This is a genomic window from Paenibacillus sp. FSL R7-0189 (genome assembly GCF_037969925.1).
In the GTDB taxonomy this organism is placed as follows: Bacteria; Bacillota; Bacilli; order Paenibacillales; family Paenibacillaceae; genus Paenibacillus_AQ; species Paenibacillus_AQ odorifer.
Genome location: NZ_CP150223.1, coordinates 3045297 through 3071614, shown reverse-complemented (window position 1 = coordinate 3071614; position 26318 = coordinate 3045297). Strand labels below are relative to the sequence as shown.

Sequence of the window (26318 nt, the reverse complement as noted above, 5' to 3'; positions counted from 1 at the left end):
CTATCACGGCTGTTTCAACATAAACTGTATACCCTTGTGCACAATTTCTTCTATTCTCTCCTGTTGTCCTGTGTAGTACAAGTAACCAATCAAGCACTCAAAAGCTGTAGCATGACGGTATTCAAGCACATCCGCATTCTTAGGAACACTTCCCGATTTCGCATTTCTCCCCTGACGGGCGACATCCTTCTCCTCTTCCGTGAGACTAGGCTCCAAAAAGTTCAGAATTGCACACTGTGCTTTAGCGGATACCAGCCCTGTAGCAGAACGATGCAAATGGTTCGGACGCAAATTCGGAAGAGATACTAAATACTGGCGAACAGCCACCTCATAGATAGCATCTCCTACATAAGCTAGAACAATAGGCGAAAGTAGTCGCGCAGGTTTGGAAGGCTCATAAGGAAACCATCCGTTATCAAACTTGCGTTCCTCACTCATTTACGACGCCACCGCATTCCTTGTGGAGTATCCTCAAGCAATATGCCCAAGCGGCCTAATTCATCACGGATCTCGTCAGACCGGCTCCAATTCTTATTCTTACGAGCTTCAACCCGCTCGGCGATCAACCGTTCAACTTCTTCACTTGCAATTTCCTCTTCCAGTTCAGGCGTCAAACGCAGCACAGCATTCATTTCGCCAAAAGCTTGCTGCAATGCAGCAAAATCAGCAGGAGCAGCCTCGTTATTCGCAAGCGTATGGTTTGCCAGGCTCACCCAGTCGAACATAGCTGTGATCGCATCAGGCGTATTAAAGTCATCCTGCATTCTAGCATGGAAATTGGCCACTATAGCCGACAGCTTATCATTAATCTCTGAGTTGACTTCACCTTGAGCACCATCAGCAGCGAGTTCAAGCCGATGTTTAACGTTACTCTCTGCAAGCGTGATCCGTTCAACGCTCTTTTCGGCGGAAGTCATAGATTCCTCTGAGAAATTCAGCGGGTTGCGGTAATGGGTCGATAGCATGAAATAGCGGATAGCTCCTGCTTTAAAACGCTCACGGATGTCTTTTACAAGCCAGCCATTACCGAGCGATTTCGACATTTTCTCATCACCAATGTTGATGAATCCATTATGCATCCAGTAATTAGAGAGTGGTTTACCAGTCAGAGCTTCAGTCTGAGCGCATTCGCATTCATGATGTGGGAACTGCAAATCTTGTCCACCACCATGGATATCAATCGTATCTCCCAAGAACTCGCGCGCCATAGCCGAGCATTCAATATGCCAGCCTGGACGTCCGTCTCCCCAAGGGCTACTCCAGTGCACTTCACCAGGTTTGGCTGCTTTCCAAAGCACAAAATCCTCTGGTTTTTCCTTACGTGAGTCCACCTCAACACGGATACCAAACTGCAGCTCATCCAGATTCTGACGAGATAATTTACCGTAGTCTTCAAATTTTGAAGTGCGGTAATATACATCGCCGCCGCTTTCGTATGCGTATCCTTTTTCCTCAAGCTCTTTAATAAATCCAATGATCAGTTCCATGCTTTCCGTTACACGGGGATTCAAGGTTGCCGGTTTAACACCAAGCCCTTCCAGATCCTCACGGTAAGCAGCAATGAAAGTTTCCGCTACCTCTGCTACAGTAGTGTTCATTTCTTCGGCTTTGCGAATCAGTTTATCATCAACATCCGTGAAATTCGTAACATAACGCACCTCATTACCTAACTGCTCCAAGTAATTCCGGACCATATCAAAAACAATTATAGGTCTAGCATTTCCGATATGCATATATCCATAAACGGTTGGACCACACACATACATCTTAACTTTGCCCGGCTCCTGGGGCACAAACTGCTCCTTGCTGCGTGTCATTGTGTTATATATTTGTAAAGCCATCCTTATTCCAGCCCTTTCTGTTCTTCCGGATTCCTTAATACCGGGATGCTTAAATTTCATAGTCACCAATATACTGCTGAGCTTCTGCTATCCGCTGTGCGGTTTTTTGTTTATCTTCTGCGCCAAGCTTTTCCCTAATTTCTTCGATTTCTTTCTGCAAAAACCGCAGTGAATCGACAAGCGGGTCAGGCATCTTCGTATGATCGAGCCGATCGGATACCCGTTCTCCATTACGTTTTACCACACGACCTGGATTCCCTACTACTGTACTGTTGTTAGGCACTTCACGCAACACAACAGCATTCGAACCTATATTTGAATTGTCACCAATACGAAAAGATCCTAAAACCTTCGCACCGGAACCAATAACTACATTGTTGCCAACCGTGGGATGTCGCTTACCTTTTTCTTTTCCGGTTCCTCCAAGCGTAACCCCTTGATAGATTATAACATCATCACCGATTTCGCAGGTTTCTCCAATAACAATCCCCATACCATGGTCGATAAACAGCCTGTTTCCGATGACAGCTCCGGGATGGATCTCAACACCAGTCATAAATCTGCTAAACTGCGAAACCATACGAGCCATTGTATACCAGCGGCGTTTGAAAAAAGAGTGGGCGATCCGGTGACCCCAAATGGCGTGCAAGCCGGCATATGTGAAGACAACCTCGAACCAGCTGCGGGCAGCAGGATCGTTATCAAATACCGCCCGAATGTCCGACTTAATATGCTTAAACATCACGGTTCCTCTCTTCTTAACTTCCTTATCTCCTGTTTACAGGTACACAAGAAAGGTATTGTCTCCAGGCCCATCATCCTTATCATACATATGCTGTGAGTGTTCGCTTGGTTTGTTATCTCGTAGAAATATAAGACAAAGAGTATTGTATGAAAATTATTTTTGCTTATATTTAGACAAAAAACGCCCCTGCAGCATAATGCTGCAGAGACGTTTAACCGCGGTTCCACTCTGCTTGAACGAATCAAATGAGCCGCTATTGTAACAAACGGCAGAATTTCTTCGTTCCACTTGGCATCATTAACGGCGACGTTCCCGGCGCGATCTAATGAGCCTTAAAAAGGTCATTCAACCGTGCAGCTCACAGGCGCATGTTCTGCCCCGGACAAATGAATAACTCCCAGCCCGAAAGGGTGTCCCTTTCTCGGTTATTCTCTCTGGCAATTGTCTTCAATGGACGTACTTCTCCTGATCACAGCTATTATCATATAATTCTATCTTAGCGCAAAAGACAAGATACTGACAAGGGGGTTTAGTCGTATGAAATACGACCTTAAGCGCCCTTAATTTGTGATTTCAAACGTTCGATAACGCGATTTTTGCCGAGCAAAGCAATGGTTATATTAAGATCACGTCCGTGCGTTTGTCCGGTCAGAGCCACACGAATTGGCATAAAGAGTGCTTTGCCCTTATGACCTGTTTCTTTCTGTACTTCCTTAATCAGAACAGCCATGTTGCTTGCACTGAAATCCTGACAGGCTTCAACTTTAGCCAGGAAAGCAGACAATACCTCAGGAACTTGGCTTTCAGCCAGAACCTGCGCTGCTTCCGTCTCTAACTCTAGATGACTGCGGAAGAACAGTTCCGATAGCGCCACGATGTCAGAAGCTGCAGTCATCTGCTCTTGATACAACGCGACAAGGCTTTCCGCCCATGTTTGTTGCTCTTCGTTCAGCTCAGCAGGTATTTTACCCGCTTTTTGCAGATGTGGAATAGCCAGTGCAGAGATCCGTTTAGGATCAGCATGCTTAATATAATGATTATTCAGATGCGCCAGCTTGTTTTTATCAAATACAGCCGGGCTTTTGGACAAACGGTCCGCATCAAAAATAGAAATAAGTTCTTCTTTACTGAAGATCTCTTCTTCTCCCTCTGGAGACCAGCCAAGCAGAGAAATGAAGTTAACCAGAGCCTCAGGCAAGTAACCCAATTCATCATATTGCTCGATAAACTGAATAACGGATTCATCCCGTTTGCTGAGCTTCTTGTGGTTGTCGCCAACAATAAGCGTCATGTGACCAAATAAAGGTGGCTCCCAGCCTAGCGCTTCATAGATCATAAGCTGGCGGGGTGTGTTGGAAATATGGTCTTCTCCACGCAATACGTGGGTAATAGCCATCAGATGATCGTCAACAGCTACCGCGAAGTTGTAGGTCGGAATTCCGTCCTTCTTCACAATAACAAAGTCACCCATTTCTTTTGTGTCAAAAGAAATACTGCCTTTTACGAGATCATCAAACGCATAAGTACGATCTTCTGGCACACGGAAGCGAATGCTGGCAACTCGTCCCTCAGCTTCAAAAGCTAGACGTTGCTCTTCAGTCAGATCACGATGTTTGCCAGAATAACGAGGCGTTTCTCCGCGGGCAGTCTGTTCTTCACGTTCCGCTTCCAGCTCTTCCTCTGTGCAATAGCAGCGGTAAGCCAGACCTCTGTCCAGCAAATCCTGCCAATGTACACGATATAAGTCAAGACGTTCTGTCTGACGATAAGGTCCGTACTCTCCGCCCACATCAACACTCTCATCCCAATCCATACCCAGCCATTTCAAATACTTAAGCTGGCTCTCTTCACCACCAGCGACATTGCGCTTTACGTCTGTATCTTCAATTCTGATAATGAATTTACCGCCTTTATTACGGGCGAACAGATAGTTAAACAGCGCCGTTCTGGCGTTACCTATATGTAAATGTCCCGTAGGGCTCGGTGCGTAACGCACCCGGACTTCATCCGTCATTGTATTCCCTCCGCTTCATATGGTTGAACTTAATTTACTACTTAGACCATCTCAAGATGATATCACATCTTGGAGTAGACAGACAATAGATTGTGCGGCAATTCCTTCGCCGCGTCCGGCAAAACCAAGCTGCTCAGTTGTAGTAGCTTTAACATTCACCTTGGACGGGTCGGCATTAAGCGCACGTGCGATAATCTCGGTCATTTGTGGAATGTATGGAGCCATCTTAGGCTTTTGGGCGATAATTGTTGAATCGATATTTCCCAGCTTATATCCTCGCTCACGAGCAAGTGCCCATACCTCTTCTAATAACTTCAAGCTATCTGCGTCCTTAAAGGCTGGATCTGTATCCGGAAAATGTCTGCCGATATCACCAAGTCCAAGTGCGCCTAGAATCGCGTCACTAACTGCATGCAGCAGTACATCTGCATCGGAATGCCCAAGCAATCCTTTTTCGTAAGGAATCGTAACTCCCCCAATAATACAAGGCCTGCCCTCTACCAGCTGATGCACATCAAATCCTTGTCCTACAGCGATCATGATTGTCCCTCTCCCCTGTTTCTTTCTGTGAATTCTGCATAATCCAAATCATCAGGTGTCGTAATCTTAATATTTCTGTAGCTTCCCTCTACCACAGAAACCGGAATCCCCGCACGCTCCGCCAAGCTGGAGTCATCGGTGCCCAGAAAGCCATCCCGTTCCGCCGCTGCATAAGCCTTCAGCAAATCAGAAAGACGAAAAGTCTGCGGGGTTTGAATCGCCCACAGACTTCGCCGATCCGGCGTAGACAGTACTTGTCCTTCATTATCCACCTGTTTGATCGTATCCTTGACGGGTACAGCAAGAACCGAAGCACCCATCTGCTTCGCTCGTTCGTAGCAAGCCTCAATTTCATTCGGCTGTACAAACGGACGAACACCATCATGTACCATTACCCACTGTGTCGTAAGTTTCAACAACCCTTTATGTACGGAATGCTGACGCTCAGATCCACCAGTTACTATAGCCTTAACCTTGTCCAGCTTATAGAGCTGTATCCATTCCCGGCAGCGTTCAACATCCTCTTCACCGGTTACGAGCACGATTTCAGAGATCAATTCGTGCTGCTGGAATACCTCCAGCGTATGAACGATAATCGGCTTCCCCTGCAGTAACAAATATTGCTTGCTCTCCGCAGTTCCCATTCGCGTTCCTCTGCCTGCCGCCACAATGACGACGCCCACACTGTTTGACATTAATCTGGCTCCTGTCTTTCACGTATAATCCCATCATAACGTGTTTGGCGGGCATTTCCAACCCATAGGACAGTCCCCATACACTTTATCTTCACTTATTGCGCTTTTTCCAAAAGTTTTGGCTTAGCAAATATCATTCGGCCAGCCGAAGTTTGCAGCACGCTAGTGACCAGAACCTCCATCGTAGTCCCGATATATTCCCGTCCGCCCTCTACAACAATCATCGTTCCATCGTCTAAGTAGGCTACCCCTTGTCCGTGCTCTTTGCCATCCTTAATGACCTGAACTACGATTTCCTCACCGGGCAGCACTACTGGCTTCACAGCATTCGCCAGATCGTTAATATTCAGAACGGAAACGCCCTGCAATTCGCAAACCTTATTTAAGTTGAAATCATTAGTGACTACTTTACCTTGCAGTACCTTCGCCAACTTCACTAACTTACTGTCAACCTCAGAGATTTCTTCAAAATCTCCCTCATAGATCAATACCTTCACATCAAGCTCTTTTTGAATTTTGTTTAGAATATCAAGCCCACGCCGTCCCCGGTTCCGCTTCAACAAATCCGAAGAATCAGCAATATGCTGGAGCTCTTCTAGTACGAATTCAGGTATGACAATGGTTCCCTCAATAAATCCCGTCTTACAAATGTCAGCGATTCTTCCATCGATAATAACACTTGTGTCGAGGATTTTATGTTCCTCAAGCCCGCGGCCTTCCGGCTCAGCCGCTTGACCCCAGCGTCCAGATGTCCACAGTGCAGCTAGCTCCTCTTTTTTCTCCAAACCGATCCGCAGCCCCAGATATCCAAAAGCTAACGTAGCCGGCACTTGCAGCAGCTGCCCAGCTTTCCCAAGCCAGATCATTGCAGGGTATAACAGGAGAGATAACAGAAGCCCCCCTGTAAGCCCAGCTGCACTTGCAGCTAATTCATTCATTGGAATACGCGAACAGTAGTGAACCGCCTCCCGCAGTTTTGAACCTCCCCATTCCGCGCATAAAGACCCCGCAAACAAAAAAATAATGGCACCCAGCACCGTAAATAAAATGCTTCCTTCTACAGGTAAGCTTTCACCCAGCTTTTCCATCCCCTTGGGGAATCCTCTTTCGAGCGCATGGTATAGCGAAAAACCTGACCAAGCACCACATATTAAGGCAAAAGACAAAATCACTTTTTTCCACATAACCTAACGCACCTCCTTTTTATTCATCCTAAATGGATCTATTCCTCACCAGTATGTTCCAATTTTCAAGACGATAAACTTGGGGTAGCGCTGGAAATGCAAAAAGGCTTTGCCATCCCTTAGGGAAGACAAAACCTTTGGTCATAATTTATTCAGTTACCTTACCTTATGGACCGATTAACCGTTCTTGGAGTGATACACTTTATCCTCTGAACGGCTACGACGACGATGACGGCGTCTGGCTGTCAACCGATCAATATTTTGCTTAAAGCCGTATAATGCGTAAATTCCAAGTAAGACAAAGATCAGCTTAGCGATTTGCTCTGGGAACACAACAGCTACAGCCACTGCAACAACAATAACCACTGGCGCTCCAACCACCGCTTTTTTCGGCAATCCAATCTTTTTGAAATTAGGATATTTAACAGTGCTGACCATCAAATAAGATAAGAGCAGTGTAGCAACGATCATAAACGGAGCCGAAACATCTTTATTAAAAAGAGCTAATGTGGCCAGTACACCACCTGCAGCAGGAATTGGCAAACCGATAAAATAACCCGGAACCCCCGGACGAACATTAAAACGGGCTAAGCGCAAAGCACCAAACACCGGAAAAATCGCAGTTACTGTCCAGCCTAATGCAGAGTTTAAATCCTGCAGGCTTGAGACGTACAAAATAACGGCCGGTGCGACTCCGAAAGAAACGACATCAGATAAGGAGTCCAGCTCCTTGCCAAATTCGCTTTCGCATTTTAGAGCGCGAGCTACTCGACCATCTAAGCCGTCTAACAGCATAGCAATAATAACCATGATAGCGGCCATGCTAATCTTACCGTCAAACGCCATCATGATACCAAACATTCCGAGCATCAAATTACCTATCGTAAAAAGACTCGGAATTGATTTTTGTATCATTTCTTCACCTCAATTTTCTAACTTTGGCCTTTAACGTCCCCAATATTACGTGATTGTATGTTATTTACATTTGCCTGTCAATAAGAACTTGCTTCTGTAAACGTTTGAGCCCATCCTGAATATTACGGGCCCGCACCTCCCCAATTCCGTCCACTTCATCCAATTCAGCAATGCTTGCGGACATCAAATTAGGCAGCATTTCAAAGCGCTCCACCAGATTGTGAATGATCACATTCGGAAGCCGCGGAATTTTGTTAAGCAGGCGATAACCACGTGGAGTCACCACTTCTTCAGAGGTAATGGCCGTAGAAGAATAACCCAGTATACGGGCAATATGGTTGTCATCCATCAGATCATCATCGCTTATCCGTTTGAGACCGGCGATAATTTCACGGATTTTATCCTCCTGCTCTTCCTTAGCATAGTCTCTGTATAGAAGCCATGCTTCTTCCTCTGTATTTCCAACCAGTTCTTCCATCTGCATGCTGATCAGGCGTCCTTCGTTGCCCAATTCGTTGATATAACGTTTGATCTCCATTTTTATGCGCAGAACCATCTCTACACGCTGGATAACACCCACTACTTCAGCAACGGTAACAATGCCCTCATATTCTGAAGCTGACAAATTCGTCAGTCCTTGCGTGAGCACTGCTTTATACTTCTCGAGTGTCTGAATCGCTTGGTTAGCCTTTGCCAAAATTGCGCCGATCTCTTTGAGTGCATAACGTATCGAGCCTTGATAAAGCGTGATGATATTGCGGCGTTGTGAAATGGAAACCACCAGCTTACCCGTTTGCTTCGCTACCCGCTCCGCGGTCCGGTGACGGATCCCCGTCTCGATGGATGAGATAGAGGAATCCGGTATAAGTTGTGTATTAGCATACAATATACGCTTTAAATCCTCGCTTAGAATAATAGCTCCGTCCATTTTAGCTAGCTCATATAAATAATTGGGCGAAAAATCGCAGTTAATGGAGAATCCGCCATCCACTACGTCCATCACCTCAGGACTGTACCCTACGACAATAAGTGCCCCTGTCTTAGCGCGCAGCACATTCTCCAAACCTTCCCGAAAAGGTGTACCCGGTGCCGCCAGTCTGAGCAGATCATTCATATTCTCTAATTGGTTATATTCTTTCATATCCCTGTGCCCCCTAATCTAACGCGACCGATAGTGCATCTGCTACGGTACTGACGCCAATAATCTGGATATCTTGCGGGTGCTTCCATCCCTTCATGCTCTTCTCAGGCATAATCACCCGCCGGAAGCCAAGCTTTGCGGCCTCCTTAACGCGCATTTCCGCGCGCGAAACGCCTCTTACCTCACCGGTAAGTCCTACTTCTCCGAAGAAAACGTCGTAAGGTTTTGTTGAAATATCACGAAAACTGGAGGCGATACTAATAGCTACAGCTAGATCAATCGCCGGTTCATCCAGCTTTACTCCCCCGGCAACATTCAGGTATGCATCCTGATTCTGCAGGAACATGCCCATCCGTTTCTCGAGTACAGCGATAATAAGTGCCATCCGCTGGTGATCCATGCCTGTGCACATTCGCCGTGGGGAAGGGAAGTGGGTGGCAGCAACAAGTGCCTGAAGTTCTACAAGCACAGGTCTAGTTCCCTCCATACTTGCCACCACAGTAGAACCAGCCACGCCAAGCGGACGTTCCGATAAAAAGAGCTCCGATGGATTCTCTACTTCGGTAAGCCCCGCTTCACCCATTTCGAAAATGCCGATTTCATTCGTAGAGCCAAAGCGGTTTTTTACAGCCCGCAAAAGTCTATACGTATGATGCCGCTCACCCTCAAAATACAGCACGCAGTCCACCATATGTTCAAGCATCCGTGGTCCAGCAATAGCCCCTTCCTTGGTAACATGACCAACGAGAACTGTTGCAATTCCACGAATCTTAGCGATACGCATAAATCTTGTCGTACACTCCCGAACCTGGGTCACGCTGCCTGGCGCACTCGTTACTTCTGGCATAAATACGGTCTGAATAGAATCGATGACAAGAAATTGCGGCTGGATTTGTTCGATCGCTTCTTCTATGCTTTCCATATTTGTCTCACATAGTACATAAAGCTCCGTTGACAACGCATCGAGGCGATCCGCGCGCAGCTTAGTTTGCCTTACCGATTCTTCGCCCGAGATATACAGTACTCGCAATCCCTGTGTTGTAAGGGCGTGCGAGGTCTGTAATAAGAGCGTAGATTTACCGATTCCTGGGTCTCCCCCTACTAGTACCAGCGATCCTGGTACGATCCCCCCACCGAGAACACGGTTAAGCTCACCTATACCTGTCAGTATGCGCGGTTCCTTGTCACTTTCTATACTTATGATCGACTGTGCCTTTTCTTTACTATGAAAAATAGGGGCATTCATTCCCTGTGTTTTGACTACGCTTTCCGTTTCCTCCACCATGGAGTTCCAAGCCTGGCACCCTGGGCATTTCCCGAACCATTTTGGCGATTCGTATCCACAGTCGGTGCAAAAAAATTTTGTTTTTGCTTTAGCCATTTGTTCTCCTTACGGTCCGAACTGTTTACAATTCGGATCATTTTCTTCTAATGAAAGTTTACCATTTCTACCCCTTTAACGAAAGGTCATTCGGTATTTGCATTAAATGTATATTTTAAATTGATCTATTTCCAATAAAAAAAGCTTCCGCTCCTCTATAAATCAGGAGCGAAAGCCTTGTTTATTTTATTCGGATTCTACTTCTTTTTCAAGCGCTGGCGCTACTGGAGCGTCCACTTTAGTCACCACAAGTTCTCCGCCGACCTCATCAATATTGAGGGAATCACCCTTTTGGATATTTCCTCTCAACAATTCCTCAGAAAGACGGTCCTCAATATGCTTCTGAATTGCCCGGCGCAATGGACGTGCACCAAAGGCTGGGTCATAACCTTCTTTAGCCAAGAAGGCCTTGGCTGCATCCGTGAGTACGAAATCAACATCATATTCACGCAGGCGCTTGCGGAGCTCATCAGACATCAACGTAACGATCTCAGCGATATGTTTCTCATCGAGTGAGTGGAAGACGATGATTTCGTCGATCCGGTTCAAGAACTCTGGACGGAAGCTCTTCTTGAGCTCTTCCATAACCTTGCCCTTCATATTGCCGTATTCTGCTCCTGCATCTTGCACAGCCGTGAATCCAAGCGTCGAATTCTTCTTGATTGCCTGTGCACCTACGTTAGAGGTCAGAATGATAAGTGTATTACGGAAGTCAACTACCCGGCCTTTAGAGTCGGTAAGGCGACCATCTTCAAGCACTTGCAGCAAAATGTTGAATACTTCCGGATGCGCTTTTTCAATTTCATCAAGCAGTACTACAGAGTATGGTTTACGACGTACCTTCTCTGTTAATTGGCCGCCTTCTTCATAGCCGACATATCCAGGAGGGGCACCAACTAAACGGGACGTGGAGTGCTTCTCCATGTATTCCGACATATCAATACGAATGACCGCATTTTCATCGCCGAACATAGCTTCAGCAAGCGCACGTGCCAACTCAGTTTTACCTACACCCGTAGGACCGAGGAAGATAAACGAGCCCATTGGACGTTTCGGATCTTTAAGACCCGCACGCGCCCGGCGCAATGCCCGGCTGACAGCCTTAACAGCTTCGTCCTGACCAATCACTCGTTCATGCAACAGAGCTTCCATGTTAAGCAGACGGTCGGTCTCTTCTTCCTTCAGCTTGCTTACAGGGATCCCCGTCCAGCTTGCGACAACCTGTGCGATATCTTCAGGTGTAACTTCAGAGTCGGTGCGTCCTTGTTTTTCTTTCCACTGGTTCTTAGTCGTATCAAGCTCTTCACGGATTTTTTGCTCCGTATCACGCAGGGCAGCCGCTTTCTCAAACTCTTGGCTCTGAACAGCGGAATCCTTCTCCTTGCGGATATCATCCAAGCGCATTTCTAGTTCCTTCAGATTTGGCGGGATAGTGTAAGAGTGAAGCCTTACTTTAGACCCTGCTTCATCGATAAGGTCAATGGCTTTATCCGGCAGGAACCGATCCGGAATGTAACGATCAGACAGCTTTACAGCTTCCACGATAGCTTCATCCGTAATTTTCACACGGTGATGTGCTTCATAACGATCGCGAAGTCCAAATAGAATTTGTACCGCTTCTTCTGGAGATGGCTGATCCACCGTAATTGGTTGGAAACGACGCTCCAAAGCTGCATCTTTTTCAATATATTTACGATATTCATCCAGCGTAGTCGCACCGATGCACTGAAGTTCTCCGCGGGCTAAAGCCGGCTTAAGAATGTTAGATGCATCAATAGCACCTTCTGCGCCACCAGCACCGATCAGCGTATGAAGCTCATCGATAAAGAGTACGATATTCCCCGCTTGGCGAATCTCATCCATGATTTTCTTGAGGCGGTCTTCAAACTCACCGCGATATTTAGTACCAGCCACTACAGAACCCATATCGAGCGTCATTACGCGTTTGTCGCGCAGTGTTTCTGGAATTTCATTATTAATGATCTTTTGGGCCAAGCCTTCAGCAATAGCTGTTTTACCAACCCCAGGTTCACCTATCAACACGGGGTTGTTCTTCGTCCGGCGGCTCAGTACCTGAATAACACGTTCAATTTCCTTGCTACGACCGATAACTGGATCCAGGTTGCCATCCTTCGCATAAGCCGTCAAATCGCGTGCTAGGCCGTCTAGAGTCGGTGTGCTGACATTAGCAGGTGTTCCGCTATGACTGGATGCAGCCTCGCTGCTTCCCAGAAGCTGAAGCACTTGCTGACGAGCTTTGTTCAAGCTGATGCCGAGGTTATTAAGCACACGAGCCGCGACACCTTCTCCTTCACGAATAAGTCCTAGCAGAATATGCTCAGTGCCGACATACGTATGTCCCAGCTTGCGGGCTTCGTCCATCGACAACTCGATTACTTTTTTGGCGCGAGGAGTATAAGCAATGTTCGTAGGTTGTTCTTGGCCTCTGCCAATCAGTGTCTCCACTTCATCCTGGATTTTCTCAAGACCCAGACCCAAAGCGATTAATGCTTTAGCAGCAATGCCGTCTCCTTCACGAATAAGTCCTAGCAAAATATGTTCTGTGCCAATATTGTTGTGTCCTAAACGAACAGCTTCTTCCTGCGCTAGCGCTAGCACTTTTTGTGCGCGTTCCGTAAATCTTCCAAACATCATATCTCCTGCACCTCCATGAATAATAAATATCTATATTAATGTTGTGTTCCCAGTGTTTCTCGGAGCAGTTTCGCCCGATACATATCCCGTTCAGTAGCGTTCATCTCGTCACCGAACATTTTTTGCAGAAATCCTGGCTGTGTCTTAACGTTAAGCTCATTAAGCACGGAAATCGAAGGGCCTTCCAGTATGCCAAGGTCGACCCCAAGTCTCACATCAGACAGCCGTTGTGCGGATTCTTTAAGCTCCATTAGAGCTGCATAACACAAAATCCCATAAGATCTTTTCACTCGGTCTGTAATTCTTAAAGCGGAATCTACCAGCAGCCTTTCACGGGCATTTCGTTCATGCTCTATAATCTGGGTGACTACACTGTGAAGGTTCTCGATGATTTCACTTTCCGTTTGACCGAGAGTAATCTGATTGGAAATTTGAAAGATGTTCCCTACTGCTTCGCTGCCCTCACCATAAATTCCTCTTACAGTCAATCCCACTTGATTCACTGCTGACAATATGCGATTGATCTGTTGGGTCATTACTAGTGCTGGCAAATGCAGCATTACTGAGGCACGCAGCCCTGTACCCACATTGGTGGGACAACTGGTCAAGTATCCTCTTTTATCATCAAAAGCGTAATTAACAGCTGATTCGAAGATATCATCGATGGCTGTCGCACGTTCCCATGCTTCTCTTACCTGAAGACCCGGGAACAGACATTGGATCCGCAGATGGTCTTCTTCGTTAATCATGATGCTGACCGACTCATCTTCATTTAATATCACAGCTGCGCCACGTGAATCATTAGCCAGATTAGGACTGATGAGATGTTTCTCGACCAATACCTTTTTGTCCAGTTCATTCACTTCAGCAAGCTTTATCAGTTGAAAAGATCCGAATTCGGCAGCAGTTTCCCCATGAAACACAGGGGCCAGCAGCTCTAATACTTCTTCCGATTGCTCTAAGGAAGCAAGCATAGGGAATGGAAGATGCTCTAAATTACGTGCAATACGCATACGGCTGCTAATTACAATCTCGGAGTGACTGCCTCCCGAGCGCATCCAATCACTAAGCGCTTGTTCAGTAAATCGGAGACTTGACATGTCATATCCCCCCTATATATCAAAGACTTTACTCTTGTGCCATTTCTTTTTCAAGTTGGCGAATTTGATCCCGCAGCTCTGCCGCAGTTTCGAATTCCTCCTGTGCGATACTTTGCTGTAATTCCAGCTTCAATTCATCAATTTGCCGTTTAAACACAATCTGTGCTCCAGCACGTTTGGGAATCTTGCCTACATGCGAAGTGCTGCCATGCACCCGTTTAAAGAGCGGGTCCAGTGCACTGTTAAAATATTTATAACAGGAGCTGCAGCCAAAACGACCCAATTTGCTAAACTGCGAGTACGTCATCCCACAATTCTCACATTGCAGACTCTGCGTAGTCTTCGTAGCAGCCGTCTTTTCCTTACCGGCCCCTTCAAGATCAAGCAGACCGGACAGCAAGCTGTGAATGGAGAATCCTCCAGCAGTTCCCGGGATCAGTTCACCCTTCTCCCGCGCACAGCTCTCGCAGATATGAAATTCTGTCTTCTCTCCATTCACGATCTTGGTGAAATGGAGTGTTGCTGGCTTGACGCCACATTCCTGACATTGCATAAGCGAAAGCCCCTCCCTTATGATTGACAATTATTTGCCTAACAAAGAGATTAACATCGCCTTCATAATCTTGGCCCGAATCTCATCCCGATATGGAATCTTAACCGTTAGGCAATCCCGAGAAACAGCAGCGCGCATAAGACACGCCTCACGCTTGCTTAGAAAACCAGCTTCCTCCAGTTGATAAATCAACCCTTCGGCAGCGTTCTGATCTATCCCGCCACCTATAGTATGGTTTAAATGGGCATGCAGTGCCACGTTGGGCGGCAATTCAAAACGTTGAATACGAATATATCCCCCGCCACCACGCTTACTTTCCACCACATAGCCTTTTTCCAGTGTAAAGCGTGTACTAATAACATAATTGATCTGTGACGGTACGCATGAGAACTGGTCCGCCAGGTCATTTCGCTGGATTTCCACCGTACCTTCGGGACTTTCATGCAAAATATTCTTCAGATATTGTTCAATAATATCAGAGATATTGCGCATCACTCATCCTCCAGTGCTCTTTAAAGCTTCATAATATCGCTTGCGGCCCGCATCCTTAATGACATTCATTAGTGAACTTCATTCATATAAGTCTGAAGAAAACTTCACGAATTCAGAGGATCGCACTGTATGCCATCAGGTGCGTTGACTTTGACTTTCTTTGACTTTTTAATATTATAACATATTCTGTGCTAATTCCAAGAGGATTCTCTTATTTTTCACTTTTTTCAGCGAATGTATTCGGAAATAAAGAACTCTCCCAGCATCTTTCGAAGGGGAGAGCCTAATTATTTTCTAAAAATGATCAAAAAGTGCGGTTTCAGCTTGCGGAATGATTTCTTCGAGCCATTCCAGAGCCGTCGGACTACCAGTCACAAGTCCATAACGAGCCAGCTCTGCAGGGCGTTTATATCCAAACATTAGAATCGTCAGCGTGCCAATATCACAGCTTAAGTCAGCTGCATCCCGTTCACCCTCTATACGCAAGAAAGCTGCTGCTCCCTCTTCGGAGACCGTCCATTCCCACAACCCGTCATTCCATGGTGCATATTTATCTTCAATATAAATAACCTGTTTCTTCTGACTGCTGTGACGCTTAAAAGAATAACTCTCCACAAATACTTTAGCATTCACAATACGCGCCATAAAATAAGGATAGTTCTCCTGCTCTATACGCGGATCAGGCAGCAAAAAGGGTAACATATCATCGGATGGCACCAGTTTTAGCGATGCACCGGTCACCATTGAATCGTGATTCGCAAGAAATGTCCACAGCCCCTGCCGGGCCTGTTCGTTCAAAAACACAAATTCATCAATGACCAGTTCTCTATTTTCTATCTTATATAATACGTATCCTTCAGGTTCCCCAAGCTGTGAATAAAATACCGCAGTCTGACCTTCATCATCCAGAACAGAGTTCTCCCACCAGTCCAAATCACGCTTAAGTGTTCCGTTATATCTAACTGCAAAACGATTGTATAAGTTGTCCAATACTACGATATCTTTAACACCGCGTCTTACCTTGCCCTCAACTTCAACCTTCTTGGGAAACTTGGCAACAGGAATGGAGTATTTCTTATATTCACAATAAACTTCCCAACCAAATTTGCGATAAAAAGGGATCAAGAACGGATGCAGAAAAGATAATGTCTGCCCCGCCTCATTCATCGTTTGCAGCGTATGCGCTAGGAGCTTTGCCACATGTCCCTGTCTGCGATTCTCTGGCCATGTCGCTACCCCAGCGAGCCCTCCCATAGGTACTAATCTACCTTGTATGTACACTTGGAATGGAAGAAGAGTAAGTTTGGCTTCCAAAGTACCTTCTTCAAAAGCACCCCATACGCGTTCTGCTTTAAATCTTTCCTTAGCATTAGCCCTTTTCTCACTAGGCAGCTTGTATTGAAAAGCATATTCAGATAAATCCATGCTTAGATCAAACTCTTCTGAGTGCAACTGTCTGATATCCACAAAACTCACCTCACCATTTATGAATTTACTTTTATGGTTAGTATAACAAGAGAGTGTATTGTGTGCGAATTATAAGGATATTTTTCGAACTTTTTTTAGTTATCCACAGCTTTAAGCAGTTTCAAAAATAGTCTTGTAATCTTGTCCTATTCAAGTTAAAATAATTATCCACTTATCAATCCCTCTATCCACATAAATCTGACTATATCCACAGCAACCCGTGTATTACTTAGGTTTTCTGTTGACAGATCTACATAAATATGTACTTAATCCACACCATTCGGTGATTTTTTGCCTTTTAATCATCTATCCACATGTGCGTAAGTTTTCTGCAAATTCCAATGAATTATCCACAAGTTTTCCACAATCTATAATAGACGCAAAAAAGCCACTGTCGAGTTATCAACAGTGGTCTATTTGTGCTTGGCAACGTCCTACTCTCCCAGGACCCTTCGGTCCAAGTACCATCGGCGCTGGAGGGCTTAACGGTCGTGTTCGGGATGGGTACGCGTGGAACCCCTCCGCTATCGCCACCAAACATGCGTCTGTGAAACAGACGCTGCCGCGTGAAATTCGGTTCATCACCAGAAGTGACAATGAATTTCTAAGCGTATTACAGGCTTAATCGCCTGAAAACTGAATCCGAAACGAATCTGCATTCTAAGTATAGGATAAGCCCTCGACCGATTAGTATTGGTCAGCTCCATGCATTGCTGCACTTCCACCTCCAACCTATCTACCTCGTCGTCTTCAAGGGGTCTTACTAATTGGGAAATCTCATCTTGAGGGGGGCTTCACGCTTAGATGCTTTCAGCGCTTATCCCGTCCGTACGTAGCTACCCAGCCATGCTCCTGGCGGAACAACTGGTGCACCAGCGGTACGTCCATCCCGGTCCTCTCGTACTAAGGACAGCTCCTCTCAAATTTCCTGCGCCCACGACAGATAGGGACCGAACTGTCTCACGACGTTCTGAACCCAGCTCGCGTACCGCTTTAATGGGCGAACAGCCCAACCCTTGGGACCTACTTCAGCCCCAGGATGCGATGAGCCGACATCGAGGTGCCAAACCTCCCCGTCGATGTGGACTCTTGGGGGAGATAAGCCTGTTATCCCCAGGGTAGCTTTTATCCGTTGAGCGATGGCCCTTCCATGCGGTACCACCGGATCACTAAGTCCGACTTTCGTCCCTGCTCGACTTGTAGGTCTCGCAGTCAAGCTCCCTTATGCCTTTGCACTCTGCGAATGATTTCCAACCATTCTGAGGGAACCTTGGAACGCCTCCGTTACTCTTTAGGAGGCGACCGCCCCAGTCAAACTGCCCGCCTGACACGGTCCCCGTACCCGATTAGGGTACTAGGTTAGAACCTAGATACGATCAGGGTGGTATCCCAACGGCGCCTCCACCGAAGCTTGCGCTCCGATTTCTACGGCTCCCACCTATCCTGTACAGATCGTACCCAAATTCAATATCAAGCTGCAGTAAAGCTCCATGGGGTCTTTCCGTCTTGTCGCGGGTAACCTGCATCTTCACAGGTATTAAAATTTCACCGGATCTCTCGTTGAGACAGCGCCCAAGTCGTTACGCCATTCGTGCGGGTCAGAATTTACCTGACAAGGAATTTCGCTACCTTAGGACCGTTATAGTTACGGCCGCCGTTTACTGGGGCTTCGGTTCATAGCTTCGGGTTACCCCTAACCACTCCCCTTAACCTTCCAGCACCGGGCAGGCGTCAGCCCGTATACTTCGCCTTGCGGCTTCGCACAGACCTGTGTTTTTGCTAAACAGTCGCTTGGGCCTTTTCACTGCGGCCCCCTCGTGCTATTCACACTACCGGGGCACCCCTTCTCCCGAAGTTACGGGGTCATTTTGCCGAGTTCCTTAACGAGAGTTCTTCCGCGCGCCTTAGAATTCTCTTCTCGCCTACCTGTGTCGGTTTGCGGTACGGGCACCTTCTCCTGGCTAGAGGCTTTTCTTGGCAGTGTGAGATCATGACCTTCGCTACTATAATTTTCGCTCCCCATCACAGCCCAGCCTTAATGATGTGCGGATTTGCCTACACATCAGCCTCACTGCTTAGACGGACATCCATCAGTCCGCGTCACTACCCTCCTGCGTCACCCCATCGCTCATAGCGGATTACGGTGGTACAGTAATTTCAAACTGTTGTCCTTCGACTACGCCTTTCGGCCTCGCCTTAGGTCCCGACTTACCCTGAGCGGACGAGCCTTCCTCAGGAAACCTTGGGCTTTCGGCGGATCAGATTCTCACTGATCTTTTCGTTACTCATACCGGCATTCTCACTTGTGTAGTGTCCAGCGCTCTTTTCAGTACACCTTCAACCCCTACACAACGCTCCCCTACCCCAGATACATAGTATCTAGCCATAGCTTCGGTGGTGTGTTTAGCCCCGTTACATTTTCGGCGCAGAGTCACTCGACCAGTGAGCTATTACGCACTCTTTCAATGGTGGCTGCTTCTAAGCCAACATCCTGGTTGTCTGTGCAACTCCACATCCTTTCCCACTTAACACACACTTGGGGACCTTAGCTGATGGTCTGGGCTGTTTCCCTTTTGACAATGGATCTTAGCACTCACTGTCTGACTCCCGGCAATAAGTATATGGCATTCGGAGTTTGACTGAGCTTGGTAATCCTTGCGGACCCCGCACCCAATCAGTGCTCTACCTCCACTACTCTTATACCGAGGCTAGCCCTAAAGCTATTTCGGGGAGAACCAGCTATCTCCGAGTTCGATTGGAATTTCTCCGCTACCCCCACCTCATCCCCGCACTTTTCAACGTACGTGGGTTCGGGCCTCCAGTGCGTGTTACCGCACCTTCACCCTGGACAGGGGTAGATCACACGGTTTCGGGTCTACGTCCACATACTCAATCGCCCTATTCAGACTCGCTTTCGCTGCGGCTCCACCTTCTCGGCTTAACCTTGCATGTTAAACGTAACTCGCCGGTTCATTCTACAAAAGGCACGCCATCACCCATAGATCGGGCTCTGACTTTTTGTAAGCACACGGTTTCAGGTTCTATTTCACTCCCCTTCCGGGGTGCTTTTCACCTTTCCCTCACGGTACTGTTTCACTATCGGTCGCCAGGTAGTATTTAGCCTTAGCAGATGGTCCTGCTGGATTCATACGGGGTTTCACGTGCCCCGCACTACTCGGGATCCGTCTCGGAGAGAACACAGTTTAGGTTACAGGGCTTTTACCTCTATCGCGGGCCTTTCCAGACCTCTTCACCTACCATATTCCTTTGTAACTCCATGTGAGACGTCCCACAACCCCTAAGAGCAAGCTCTTAGGTTTAGGCTGTTCCGCGTTCGCTCGCCGCTACTGACGGAATCACTATTGTTTTCTCTTCCTCAGGGTACTTAGATGTTTCAGTTCCCCTGGTCTGCCTCTACACACCCTATGTATTCAGGTATGAGTAACTGCGAATTACCACAGCTGGGTTTCCCCATTCGGACACCCCCGGATCAAAGCTTGCTTACAGCTCCCCGAGGCAGTTTCGTTGTTCGCCACGTCCTTCGTCGGCTCCTGGCGCCTAGGCATCCTCCGTGTGCTCTTATTAGCTTAACCTTGATTTTTCCGAAGAAAAATCTCACTAATAACATTTACTTGTTTGCACAAGTTGCTAAAAGATGTTCTAAAACGCAAATTCGTTTCGGTATCCAGTTTTCAAGGATCAAGTGTATAGACATAACAAATAGATGAAGTTTGTTGGTGGAGCCAAGCGGGATCGAACCGCTGACCTCCTGCTTGCAAGGCAGGCGCTCTCCCAGCTGAGCTATGGCCCCGCAAATTCCATCAAAACCGAACAAATGGATACACGTTAATTAGTTGTGGAAGCTGAGCTTCCGATTTGAATGTTCTCATTGCAGAGAACGATTCTCCATAGAAAGGAGGTGATCCAGCCGCACCTTCCGATACGGCTACCTTGTTACGACTTCACCCCAATCATCTACCCCACCTTCGGCGGCTGGCTCCCTTGCGGGTTACCCCACCGACTTCGGGTGTTGTAAACTCTCGTGGTGTGACGGGCGGTGTGTACAAGACCCGGGAACGTATTCACCGCGGCATGCTGATCCGCGATTACTAGCAATTCCGACTTCATGCAGGCGAGTTGCAGCCTGCAATCCGAACTGAGACCGGCTTTGATGGGATTGGCTCCACCTCGCGGCTTCGCTTCCCGTTGTACCGGCCATTGTAGTACGTGTGTAGCCCAGGTCATAAGGGGCATGATGATTTGACGTCATCCCCACCTTCCTCCGGTTTGTCACCGGCAGTCACTCTAGAGTGCCCAGCATTACCTGCTGGCAACTAAAGTTAAGGGTTGCGCTCGTTGCGGGACTTAACCCAACATCTCACGACACGAGCTGACGACAACCATGCACCACCTGTCTCCTCTGTCCCGAAGGCCGCTGCTATCTCTAGCAGATTCAGAGGGATGTCAAGACCTGGTAAGGTTCTTCGCGTTGCTTCGAATTAAACCACATACTCCACTGCTTGTGCGGGTCCCCGTCAATTCCTTTGAGTTTCAGTCTTGCGACCGTACTCCCCAGGCGGAGTGCTTACTGTGTTAACTTCGGCACCAAGGGTATCGAAACCCCTAACACCTAGCACTCATCGTTTACGGCGTGGACTACCAGGGTATCTAATCCTGTTTGCTCCCCACGCTTTCGCGCCTCAGCGTCAGTTACAGCCCAGAAAGTCGCCTTCGCCACTGGTGTTCCTCCACATATCTACGCATTTCACCGCTACACGTGGAATTCCACTTTCCTCTTCTGTACTCAAGCCACCCAGTTTCCAGTGCGACCTCAGGTTGAGCCCAAGGTTTAAACACCAGACTTAAATAGCCGCCTGCGCGCGCTTTACGCCCAATAATTCCGGACAACGCTTGCCCCCTACGTATTACCGCGGCTGCTGGCACGTAGTTAGCCGGGGCTTTCTTCTCAGGTACCGTCACTCCGATAGCAGTTACTCTACCGGACGTTCTTCCCTGGCAACAGAGCTTTACGATCCGAAAACCTTCATCACTCACGCGGCGTTGCTCCGTCAGGCTTTCGCCCATTGCGGAAGATTCCCTACTGCTGCCTCCCGTAGGAGTCTGGGCCGTGTCTCAGTCCCAGTGTGGCCGTTCACCCTCTCAGGTCGGCTACGCATCGTCGCCTTGGTGGGCCGTTACCCCACCAACTAGCTAATGCGCCGCAGGCCCATCCCTCAGTGACAGATTGCTCCGTCTTTCATTCTTCTCTCAGGAGAAAAAAGAAATTATCCGGTATTAGCTACCGTTTCCGGTAGTTATCCCAGTCTGAAGGGCAGGTTGCCTACGTGTTACTCACCCGTCCGCCGCTAAGTTATTTTGAAAGCAAGCTTTCAAAATAACTCCGCTCGACTTGCATGTATTAGGCACGCCGCCAGCGTTCGTCCTGAGCCAGGATCAAACTCTCCAATTAGTATTGAAAAGAGCGATGTGCTCATTTTGAAACTGACGATTCATTAAATGAATCTTTTTAAAAATTAACGCGTTCCATTTGTTCAGTTTTCAAAGAACTTGCTCCTGGCATTTCGACATCCAATGTCTCTTGCACAGGAATTAGAGTATATCATGTTTGTTTCTATCTTGTCAACTTATTTTTTCATCGCTTGTGTTTCGTATGTGCGATGCGTCGTAAGCACAAGAGATAATATACCATGCTGTCATTGAGTTTGCAAGCTTTTTTTGAAATAAAAAAATCATTCGTATAAATAACTTCGATACAACACAAATTGATACCATTCATCCATTATTTGTGGCTAAATAGAATTTATCGTATTCGCCAATCTTACCTTCTAACTATCAGTACAGAGAGGAGTCAAAATGAAGACCAAACCTACAGACGCTGCGTCCACGGTAGACAGCAAGGACAAAGAGCAGCGTAATCTGCAGCAGGCAACGATTTATAAAATTTTGTTAGCTGTCAGTTTTGTTCATTTATTTAATGATTCTATACAGGCAGTCATTCCAGCAATCTTCCCTATTCTCAAAGATAATCTACTGCTCTCTTTCGCCCAGATTGGATGGATCTCATTCGCTTTAAATATGACGTCATCAGTAATCCAACCCGTCATTGGATATGCTGCAGACCGTAAACCCCGTCCTATATTATTACCACTAGGTATGTGCAGCACATTTTTAGGTGTACTTCTATTGGCTTATGCCAATAGCTATTTTCTGGTCTTATTCTCGGTTATCCTGATCGGATTCGGTTCAGCCACCTTCCACCCAGAGGGTATGCGTGTTGCTCATATGGCCGCAGGTCAGCGAAAGGGATTGTCGCAATCTATTTTTCAAGTGGGCGGCAATGCTGGACAGTCCCTTGGTCCAATGCTTACGAAATGGGTATTCATCCCCTTTGGCCAGATTGGTGCCCTAGGCTTCACGATCGTCGCGGCTGCCGGAATCGCTGTTCAGACCTATGTAGCTCGCTGGTATAGAGAAATGCTAGATGCCGGTTATACCTTTCATAAAAAATCAACAGCACGAGCAATCGACCCCACCCGCCGAAAAAGCATACGAACAGCAACGATTATTCTTGTATTCCTAGTCTTTGTTAGGTCTTGGTATGGCGCTTCTATCGGTAGCTACTACGCCTTCTATCTAATGGACAAATATCAAATGTCACTGGATAAAGCCCAAATCTATATTTTTATGTATTTGGCTGCTGGCGCAGTGGGTACATTTTTTGGGGGTCCGCTGGCTGACCGTTTTGGACGGCGTAATCTCATCTTACTGTCAATGGTCGGAACCGTCCCCTTTGCGCTTGCTCTACCCTTTGTAGGTCCATTATGGGCGGCTGTATTGCTGCTGATTGGCGGTTTCATACTTCTGTCCAGCTTCTCGGTTACCGTCATTTATGCTCAAATGCTATATCCAGGCAACATTGGCACAGTTTCAGGTCTGATCACGGGACTTGCTTTTGGACTCGGCGGGATCGGCTCATTAGTCCTCGGCAACCTCATTGATAATATCGGGATTGCTAAAGTGTTCATCGCTTGCGGCTTCCTCCCGCTGCTTGGGTTTCTTGCCTTGCTGCTTCCTAGAGATGAGAAATTAGAAGAATGGGCGGCGCAATAACTTCTCAATGATCACTTAAGGCTTTACTCATTACTGTAGAAAATAGAGCGGCAGCCTTCCCGCTGCCTTCAGTCATATAATTATCCTGATTCGTACGATCAAAACCCATCCATACCGCAGCTGTCCACTCCGAAGTATAGCCTACAAACCAAAGATCCCGATTGGCTTTCTTGCTCACGCCAGCCAAGTCCAATTGGGTCGTACCGGTCTTTCCCGCTACTGGTCTGTTCATCTGCGCTTTTTTCCCTGTTCCTTCATTAACAACATTGCGTAACATAGCCGTCATCGCTTCTGCGGTACGCGGCGAGATTACCTGACGTGATTCAGAGGGATGAGTATACAAGACCTTCCCTTTTGAATCCGTTATGGAGCGCACCATATGAGCCGCATTAAATTTGCCTCCACTAGCAAAGACACTGTAGGCCTGGGCCATTTTTAGTGGAGAAACCCCATTATGAAGCCCCCCCAAAGCTATAGATAAATGATTGTCCTCCTCCGTCAGTACAATTCCTAATTTGGCGGCAAATTGCCGCGCAGAAGAGATTCCAACCTGCTTCAATAGCCATACAGCTGGTGCATTGATGGACTTTTGCAAAGCTGTGTTCATTGTAACCTGACCTTGGTATATACCGTTCAAGTTCTCAGGCTTATAGCTGCCATAAGCAACTTTACGGTCGGACAGCACACTACTCGAGTTGAATTTCCCGCTCTCGAGTGCAGGTCCATAATCAATGATCGGCTTAAAGCTGGAACCAGGCTGACGTGCATCAATAATAGCTCTGTTCAAATTGCCCTCGTTTTGATCTCGCCCACCAATCAACGCCACTACTTCTCCTGTACGATGATCCATTATGGTCATAGCTGCTTCTACCTGCTGATCTTTTCCGTCAGGTGGAAATGAAGCCTCTTTGAGAACGGCCTGCTCAAGTGCCTGCTGTGCTTTGATGTTCAAACCTGTAACTATAGTGTAGCCGCCTGTACGAAGCTCCTCTACGGATTTCCCTGTGATCTGAGCCGCTTCCTTAAGGGCGGCATCCACATAATACACTCCGACAACCCCATTTTCGACCGCAGCTGGAGGCTGATATTGTTTATTCAGAGCTTCCTGCATTTGCTCATACGTGATTAGTCGCTGATTGAACATCATCTTTAGCACTAGATTTCTTCTCGTTTTGGATAATGCACTATTGTCTACTGGGTTATAAATAGAGGGGCCTTTAGGGATTCCCGCCAGAGTGGCTATTTGCCAGATCTCCAATTTTTTCAGATCAGACACGCCGAAGTAACGCTTCGCTGCTGCTTTTACTCCATATTGTCCCCGCCCCATATAAATCTGATTGAGGTACAGCTGCAAAATCTTACGTTTCGTCAGTCGCTGCTCCAAGGCAAAAGCAATAGAGGTTTCATTTAACTTGCGCAGCATATTCTTATCTCTGTTCAAATAAAGATTGCGAGCAAGCTGTTGAGTAATACTACTGCCACCTTCTGATAAACTCATGTCCAAGATATTTTTTAAGAAAGCGCGTGATATCCCTTTATAATCGACCCCTTGATGGCTATAAAAACGGCGGTCTTCTACTGTTAAAAAGGTATTTATCAATAAAGCCGGCATCTCCTCAAGCTCTGCTGTAAGCCTATAACCCGAGCTCGGTAGCGGAGTCATTCGTATAACTGTTCCATCTGAAGCTGTGATGATGCTTGATTCTGGCAATTGCAGCCTATCCTCATGCCGGTTAAGTACGATCCCCCCATACTGGTATACATAAAAAAAAATCAAAAGCGCCAATACCGTACTAATAACACTCACATCAAATAATAGGTACCCTACTCGCAATATCCGGGTGCGTGCATTCCATCTGCTCATGATTCGATAATCAGGTTCTCCAGGAACCGCTCCATACTGCGCACTTCATCATTCGCTGCTGCAAGAAGTGTATGTACTTCCGCCTCATCCTCTTCAACCTCACGGAGGGTGCGAAGTATCGCCCTAGTCCTTATTAATAAAGCTACTGCTGGTGTGTCCTCTATCCGCTTTGAGCTTGCATCCCTATCTGGAACTTCTATTCTTTGCATTCGATTGAGGTTAGCAGCAATTTCACCTATTTCTCCTCCAGAAAGAACCTTGATGTTCTGAGCGACTCCTTTGTCTGCCAGCTCCGAGGTTCCCACCACTAGCGAGCGCAAATCATCAGCTATTTTCTGTGAACGAAGAACATACAGCCCACCGAAGACTAGAATAAATAGAAGGATGGCACTAGGGGTTTGACCCAAATGATTAATAACCCAATGAATAAGCCGGACAAAAAAGGCTTCTGATTGGCCCGAATAATGAGAATACAGCAAAGCGACAGCCCGCTGGACAACAAAAAGAAAGGCAGCACTCAAAAGAGCGCAACCCATAAAAATATATAAATAGCTGATACGAACCGTCCGAAGTTTTGGCATGGTAGTTCCCTCCTTGTGC

General features: G+C 47.0%; 18 protein-coding genes, 1 tRNA gene and 3 rRNA genes. 1 reads left to right on the top strand and 21 read right to left on the bottom strand.

All coding sequences use genetic code 11. The features are described 5' to 3' along the window. Nucleotides 1–3: 3 nt before the first annotated feature. The 19 genes from MKY63_RS13180 to MKY63_RS13090 form a co-directional block, all read right to left on the bottom strand. A complete protein-coding gene (locus tag MKY63_RS13180; protein ID WP_038573467.1) occupies nt 4–438 on the bottom strand; it encodes a Mini-ribonuclease 3 in 435 nt (144 codons plus the stop codon). Beyond that, nucleotides 435–1841, bottom strand: coding sequence for a cysteine--tRNA ligase (gene cysS, locus MKY63_RS13175; protein ID WP_076274936.1), 1407 nt, complete (start codon nt 1839–1841; stop codon nt 435–437). Before cysS ends, MKY63_RS13180 begins: the two co-directional genes overlap by 4 nt. Nucleotides 1842–1890: 49 nt before the next feature. Beyond that, nucleotides 1891–2583: a serine O-acetyltransferase gene (gene cysE / locus MKY63_RS13170; protein ID WP_036680489.1), complete on the bottom strand. Its 693-nt coding sequence runs from the start codon at nt 2581–2583 to the stop codon at nt 1891–1893. 553 nt (nt 2584–3136) lie between these two features. Further along, a complete protein-coding gene (gene gltX / locus MKY63_RS13165; protein WP_076105939.1) occupies nt 3137–4600 on the bottom strand; it encodes a glutamate--tRNA ligase in 1464 nt (487 codons plus the stop codon). A gap of 51 nt (nt 4601–4651) precedes the next feature. Further along, nucleotides 4652–5140 carry a 2-C-methyl-D-erythritol 2,4-cyclodiphosphate synthase gene (gene ispF / locus MKY63_RS13160; RefSeq protein WP_036680486.1) on the bottom strand — a complete coding sequence of 163 codons (489 nt, stop codon included), beginning with the start codon at nt 5138–5140 and terminating at the stop codon, nt 4652–4654. Continuing rightward, nucleotides 5137–5835 (bottom strand): 2-C-methyl-D-erythritol 4-phosphate cytidylyltransferase, encoded by a 699-nt coding sequence (gene ispD / locus MKY63_RS13155; RefSeq protein ID WP_076317118.1) that lies wholly within the window; start codon nt 5833–5835, stop codon nt 5137–5139. Before ispD ends, ispF begins: the two co-directional genes overlap by 4 nt. A 95-nt stretch (nt 5836–5930) precedes the next feature. Then, nucleotides 5931–7019 carry a PIN/TRAM domain-containing protein gene (locus MKY63_RS13150; RefSeq protein WP_036680481.1) on the bottom strand — a complete coding sequence of 363 codons (1089 nt, stop codon included), beginning with the start codon at nt 7017–7019 and terminating at the stop codon, nt 5931–5933. A 177-nt stretch (nt 7020–7196) separates the two neighbouring features. Next, a complete protein-coding gene (pssA, locus tag MKY63_RS13145; RefSeq protein WP_036680477.1) occupies nt 7197–7934 on the bottom strand; it encodes a CDP-diacylglycerol--serine O-phosphatidyltransferase in 738 nt (245 codons plus the stop codon). 64 nt (nt 7935–7998) lie between these two features. Next, the gene (gene disA, locus MKY63_RS13140) at nt 7999–9075 is read right to left on the bottom strand and encodes a DNA integrity scanning diadenylate cyclase DisA (RefSeq protein WP_036680475.1); all 1077 of its coding nucleotides are present in this window, start codon (nt 9073–9075) and stop codon (nt 7999–8001) included. Between the two features lie 13 nt (nt 9076–9088). Continuing rightward, nucleotides 9089–10456, bottom strand: a complete 1368-nt coding sequence (gene radA, locus MKY63_RS13135) for a DNA repair protein RadA (protein ID WP_036680472.1) — start codon at nt 10454–10456, stop codon at nt 9089–9091. 186 nt (nt 10457–10642) lie between these two features. After that, nucleotides 10643–13111, bottom strand: coding sequence for an ATP-dependent protease ATP-binding subunit ClpC (gene clpC / locus MKY63_RS13130; protein ID WP_036680471.1), 2469 nt, complete (start codon nt 13109–13111; stop codon nt 10643–10645). Nucleotides 13112–13146: 35 nt separating this feature from the next. Then, entirely contained in the window at nt 13147–14211 is a 1065-nt protein-coding gene (locus MKY63_RS13125) for a protein arginine kinase (protein WP_036680469.1), read from the bottom strand. 28 nt (nt 14212–14239) lie between these two features. Beyond that, complete coding sequence (locus MKY63_RS13120; RefSeq protein WP_036680467.1) at nt 14240–14764, bottom strand: UvrB/UvrC motif-containing protein; 525 nt, start codon at nt 14762–14764, stop codon at nt 14240–14242. 30 nt (nt 14765–14794) lie between these two features. Beyond that, on the bottom strand, nt 14795–15256 hold the full coding sequence (locus MKY63_RS13115) for a CtsR family transcriptional regulator (RefSeq protein WP_036680465.1): 462 nt from the start codon (nt 15254–15256) through the stop codon (nt 14795–14797). Nucleotides 15257–15550: 294 nt separating this feature from the next. After that, nucleotides 15551–16723 carry a GNAT family N-acetyltransferase gene (locus MKY63_RS13110; RefSeq protein ID WP_076215388.1) on the bottom strand — a complete coding sequence of 391 codons (1173 nt, stop codon included), beginning with the start codon at nt 16721–16723 and terminating at the stop codon, nt 15551–15553. Between the two features lie 421 nt (nt 16724–17144). Next, a 5S ribosomal RNA gene (gene rrf, locus MKY63_RS13105) occupies nt 17145–17261 on the bottom strand. Nucleotides 17262–17390: 129 nt separating this feature from the next. Next, nucleotides 17391–20316: ribosomal RNA gene (locus tag MKY63_RS13100) — 23S ribosomal RNA — on the bottom strand. 142 nt (nt 20317–20458) lie between these two features. Next, nucleotides 20459–20534: transfer RNA gene (locus tag MKY63_RS13095), tRNA-Ala, on the bottom strand. Between the two features lie 101 nt (nt 20535–20635). Continuing rightward, nucleotides 20636–22193, bottom strand: a 16S ribosomal RNA gene (locus MKY63_RS13090). The 16S, 23S and 5S rRNA genes sit together here with 1 tRNA gene alongside, the layout of an rRNA operon. A 404-nt stretch (nt 22194–22597) precedes the next feature. Here MKY63_RS13090 and MKY63_RS13085 point away from each other — a divergent pair. Continuing rightward, nucleotides 22598–23854 carry an MFS transporter gene (locus MKY63_RS13085; protein ID WP_076215995.1) on the top strand — a complete coding sequence of 419 codons (1257 nt, stop codon included), beginning with the start codon at nt 22598–22600 and terminating at the stop codon, nt 23852–23854. A 4-nt stretch (nt 23855–23858) separates the two neighbouring features. Here MKY63_RS13085 and MKY63_RS13080 read toward each other — a convergent pair whose 3' ends face one another. After that, entirely contained in the window at nt 23859–25661 is a 1803-nt protein-coding gene (locus MKY63_RS13080) for a PBP1A family penicillin-binding protein (protein WP_235219412.1), read from the bottom strand. A 53-nt stretch (nt 25662–25714) separates the two neighbouring features. Further along, a complete protein-coding gene (locus tag MKY63_RS13075; protein ID WP_036678672.1) occupies nt 25715–26299 on the bottom strand; it encodes a HAMP domain-containing protein in 585 nt (194 codons plus the stop codon). Between the last annotated feature and the right edge of the window lie 19 nt (nt 26300–26318).

Coding starts and splice junctions, on each gene's coding strand:
- MKY63_RS13180 (WP_038573467.1), bottom strand. CDS start 438: ATGAGTGAGGAACGCAAGTTTGATAACGGATGGTTTCCTTATGAGCCT.
- cysS (WP_076274936.1), bottom strand. CDS start 1,841: ATGGCTTTACAAATATATAACACAATGACACGCAGCAAGGAGCAGTTT.
- cysE (WP_036680489.1), bottom strand. CDS start 2,583: ATGTTTAAGCATATTAAGTCGGACATTCGGGCGGTATTTGATAACGAT.
- gltX (WP_076105939.1), bottom strand. CDS start 4,600: ATGACGGATGAAGTCCGGGTGCGTTACGCACCGAGCCCTACGGGACAT.
- ispF (WP_036680486.1), bottom strand. CDS start 5,140: ATGATCGCTGTAGGACAAGGATTTGATGTGCATCAGCTGGTAGAGGGC.
- ispD (WP_076317118.1), bottom strand. CDS start 5,835: ATGTCAAACAGTGTGGGCGTCGTCATTGTGGCGGCAGGCAGAGGAACG.
- MKY63_RS13150 (WP_036680481.1), bottom strand. CDS start 7,019: ATGTGGAAAAAAGTGATTTTGTCTTTTGCCTTAATATGTGGTGCTTGG.
- pssA (WP_036680477.1), bottom strand. CDS start 7,934: ATGATACAAAAATCAATTCCGAGTCTTTTTACGATAGGTAATTTGATG.
- disA (WP_036680475.1), bottom strand. CDS start 9,075: ATGAAAGAATATAACCAATTAGAGAATATGAATGATCTGCTCAGACTG.
- radA (WP_036680472.1), bottom strand. CDS start 10,456: ATGGCTAAAGCAAAAACAAAATTTTTTTGCACCGACTGTGGATACGAA.
- clpC (WP_036680471.1), bottom strand. CDS start 13,111: ATGATGTTTGGAAGATTTACGGAACGCGCACAAAAAGTGCTAGCGCTA.
- MKY63_RS13125 (WP_036680469.1), bottom strand. CDS start 14,211: ATGTCAAGTCTCCGATTTACTGAACAAGCGCTTAGTGATTGGATGCGC.
- MKY63_RS13120 (WP_036680467.1), bottom strand. CDS start 14,764: ATGCAATGTCAGGAATGTGGCGTCAAGCCAGCAACACTCCATTTCACC.
- MKY63_RS13115 (WP_036680465.1), bottom strand. CDS start 15,256: ATGCGCAATATCTCTGATATTATTGAACAATATCTGAAGAATATTTTG.
- MKY63_RS13085 (WP_076215995.1), top strand. CDS start 22,598: ATGAAGACCAAACCTACAGACGCTGCGTCCACGGTAGACAGCAAGGAC.
- MKY63_RS13075 (WP_036678672.1), bottom strand. CDS start 26,299: ATGCCAAAACTTCGGACGGTTCGTATCAGCTATTTATATATTTTTATG.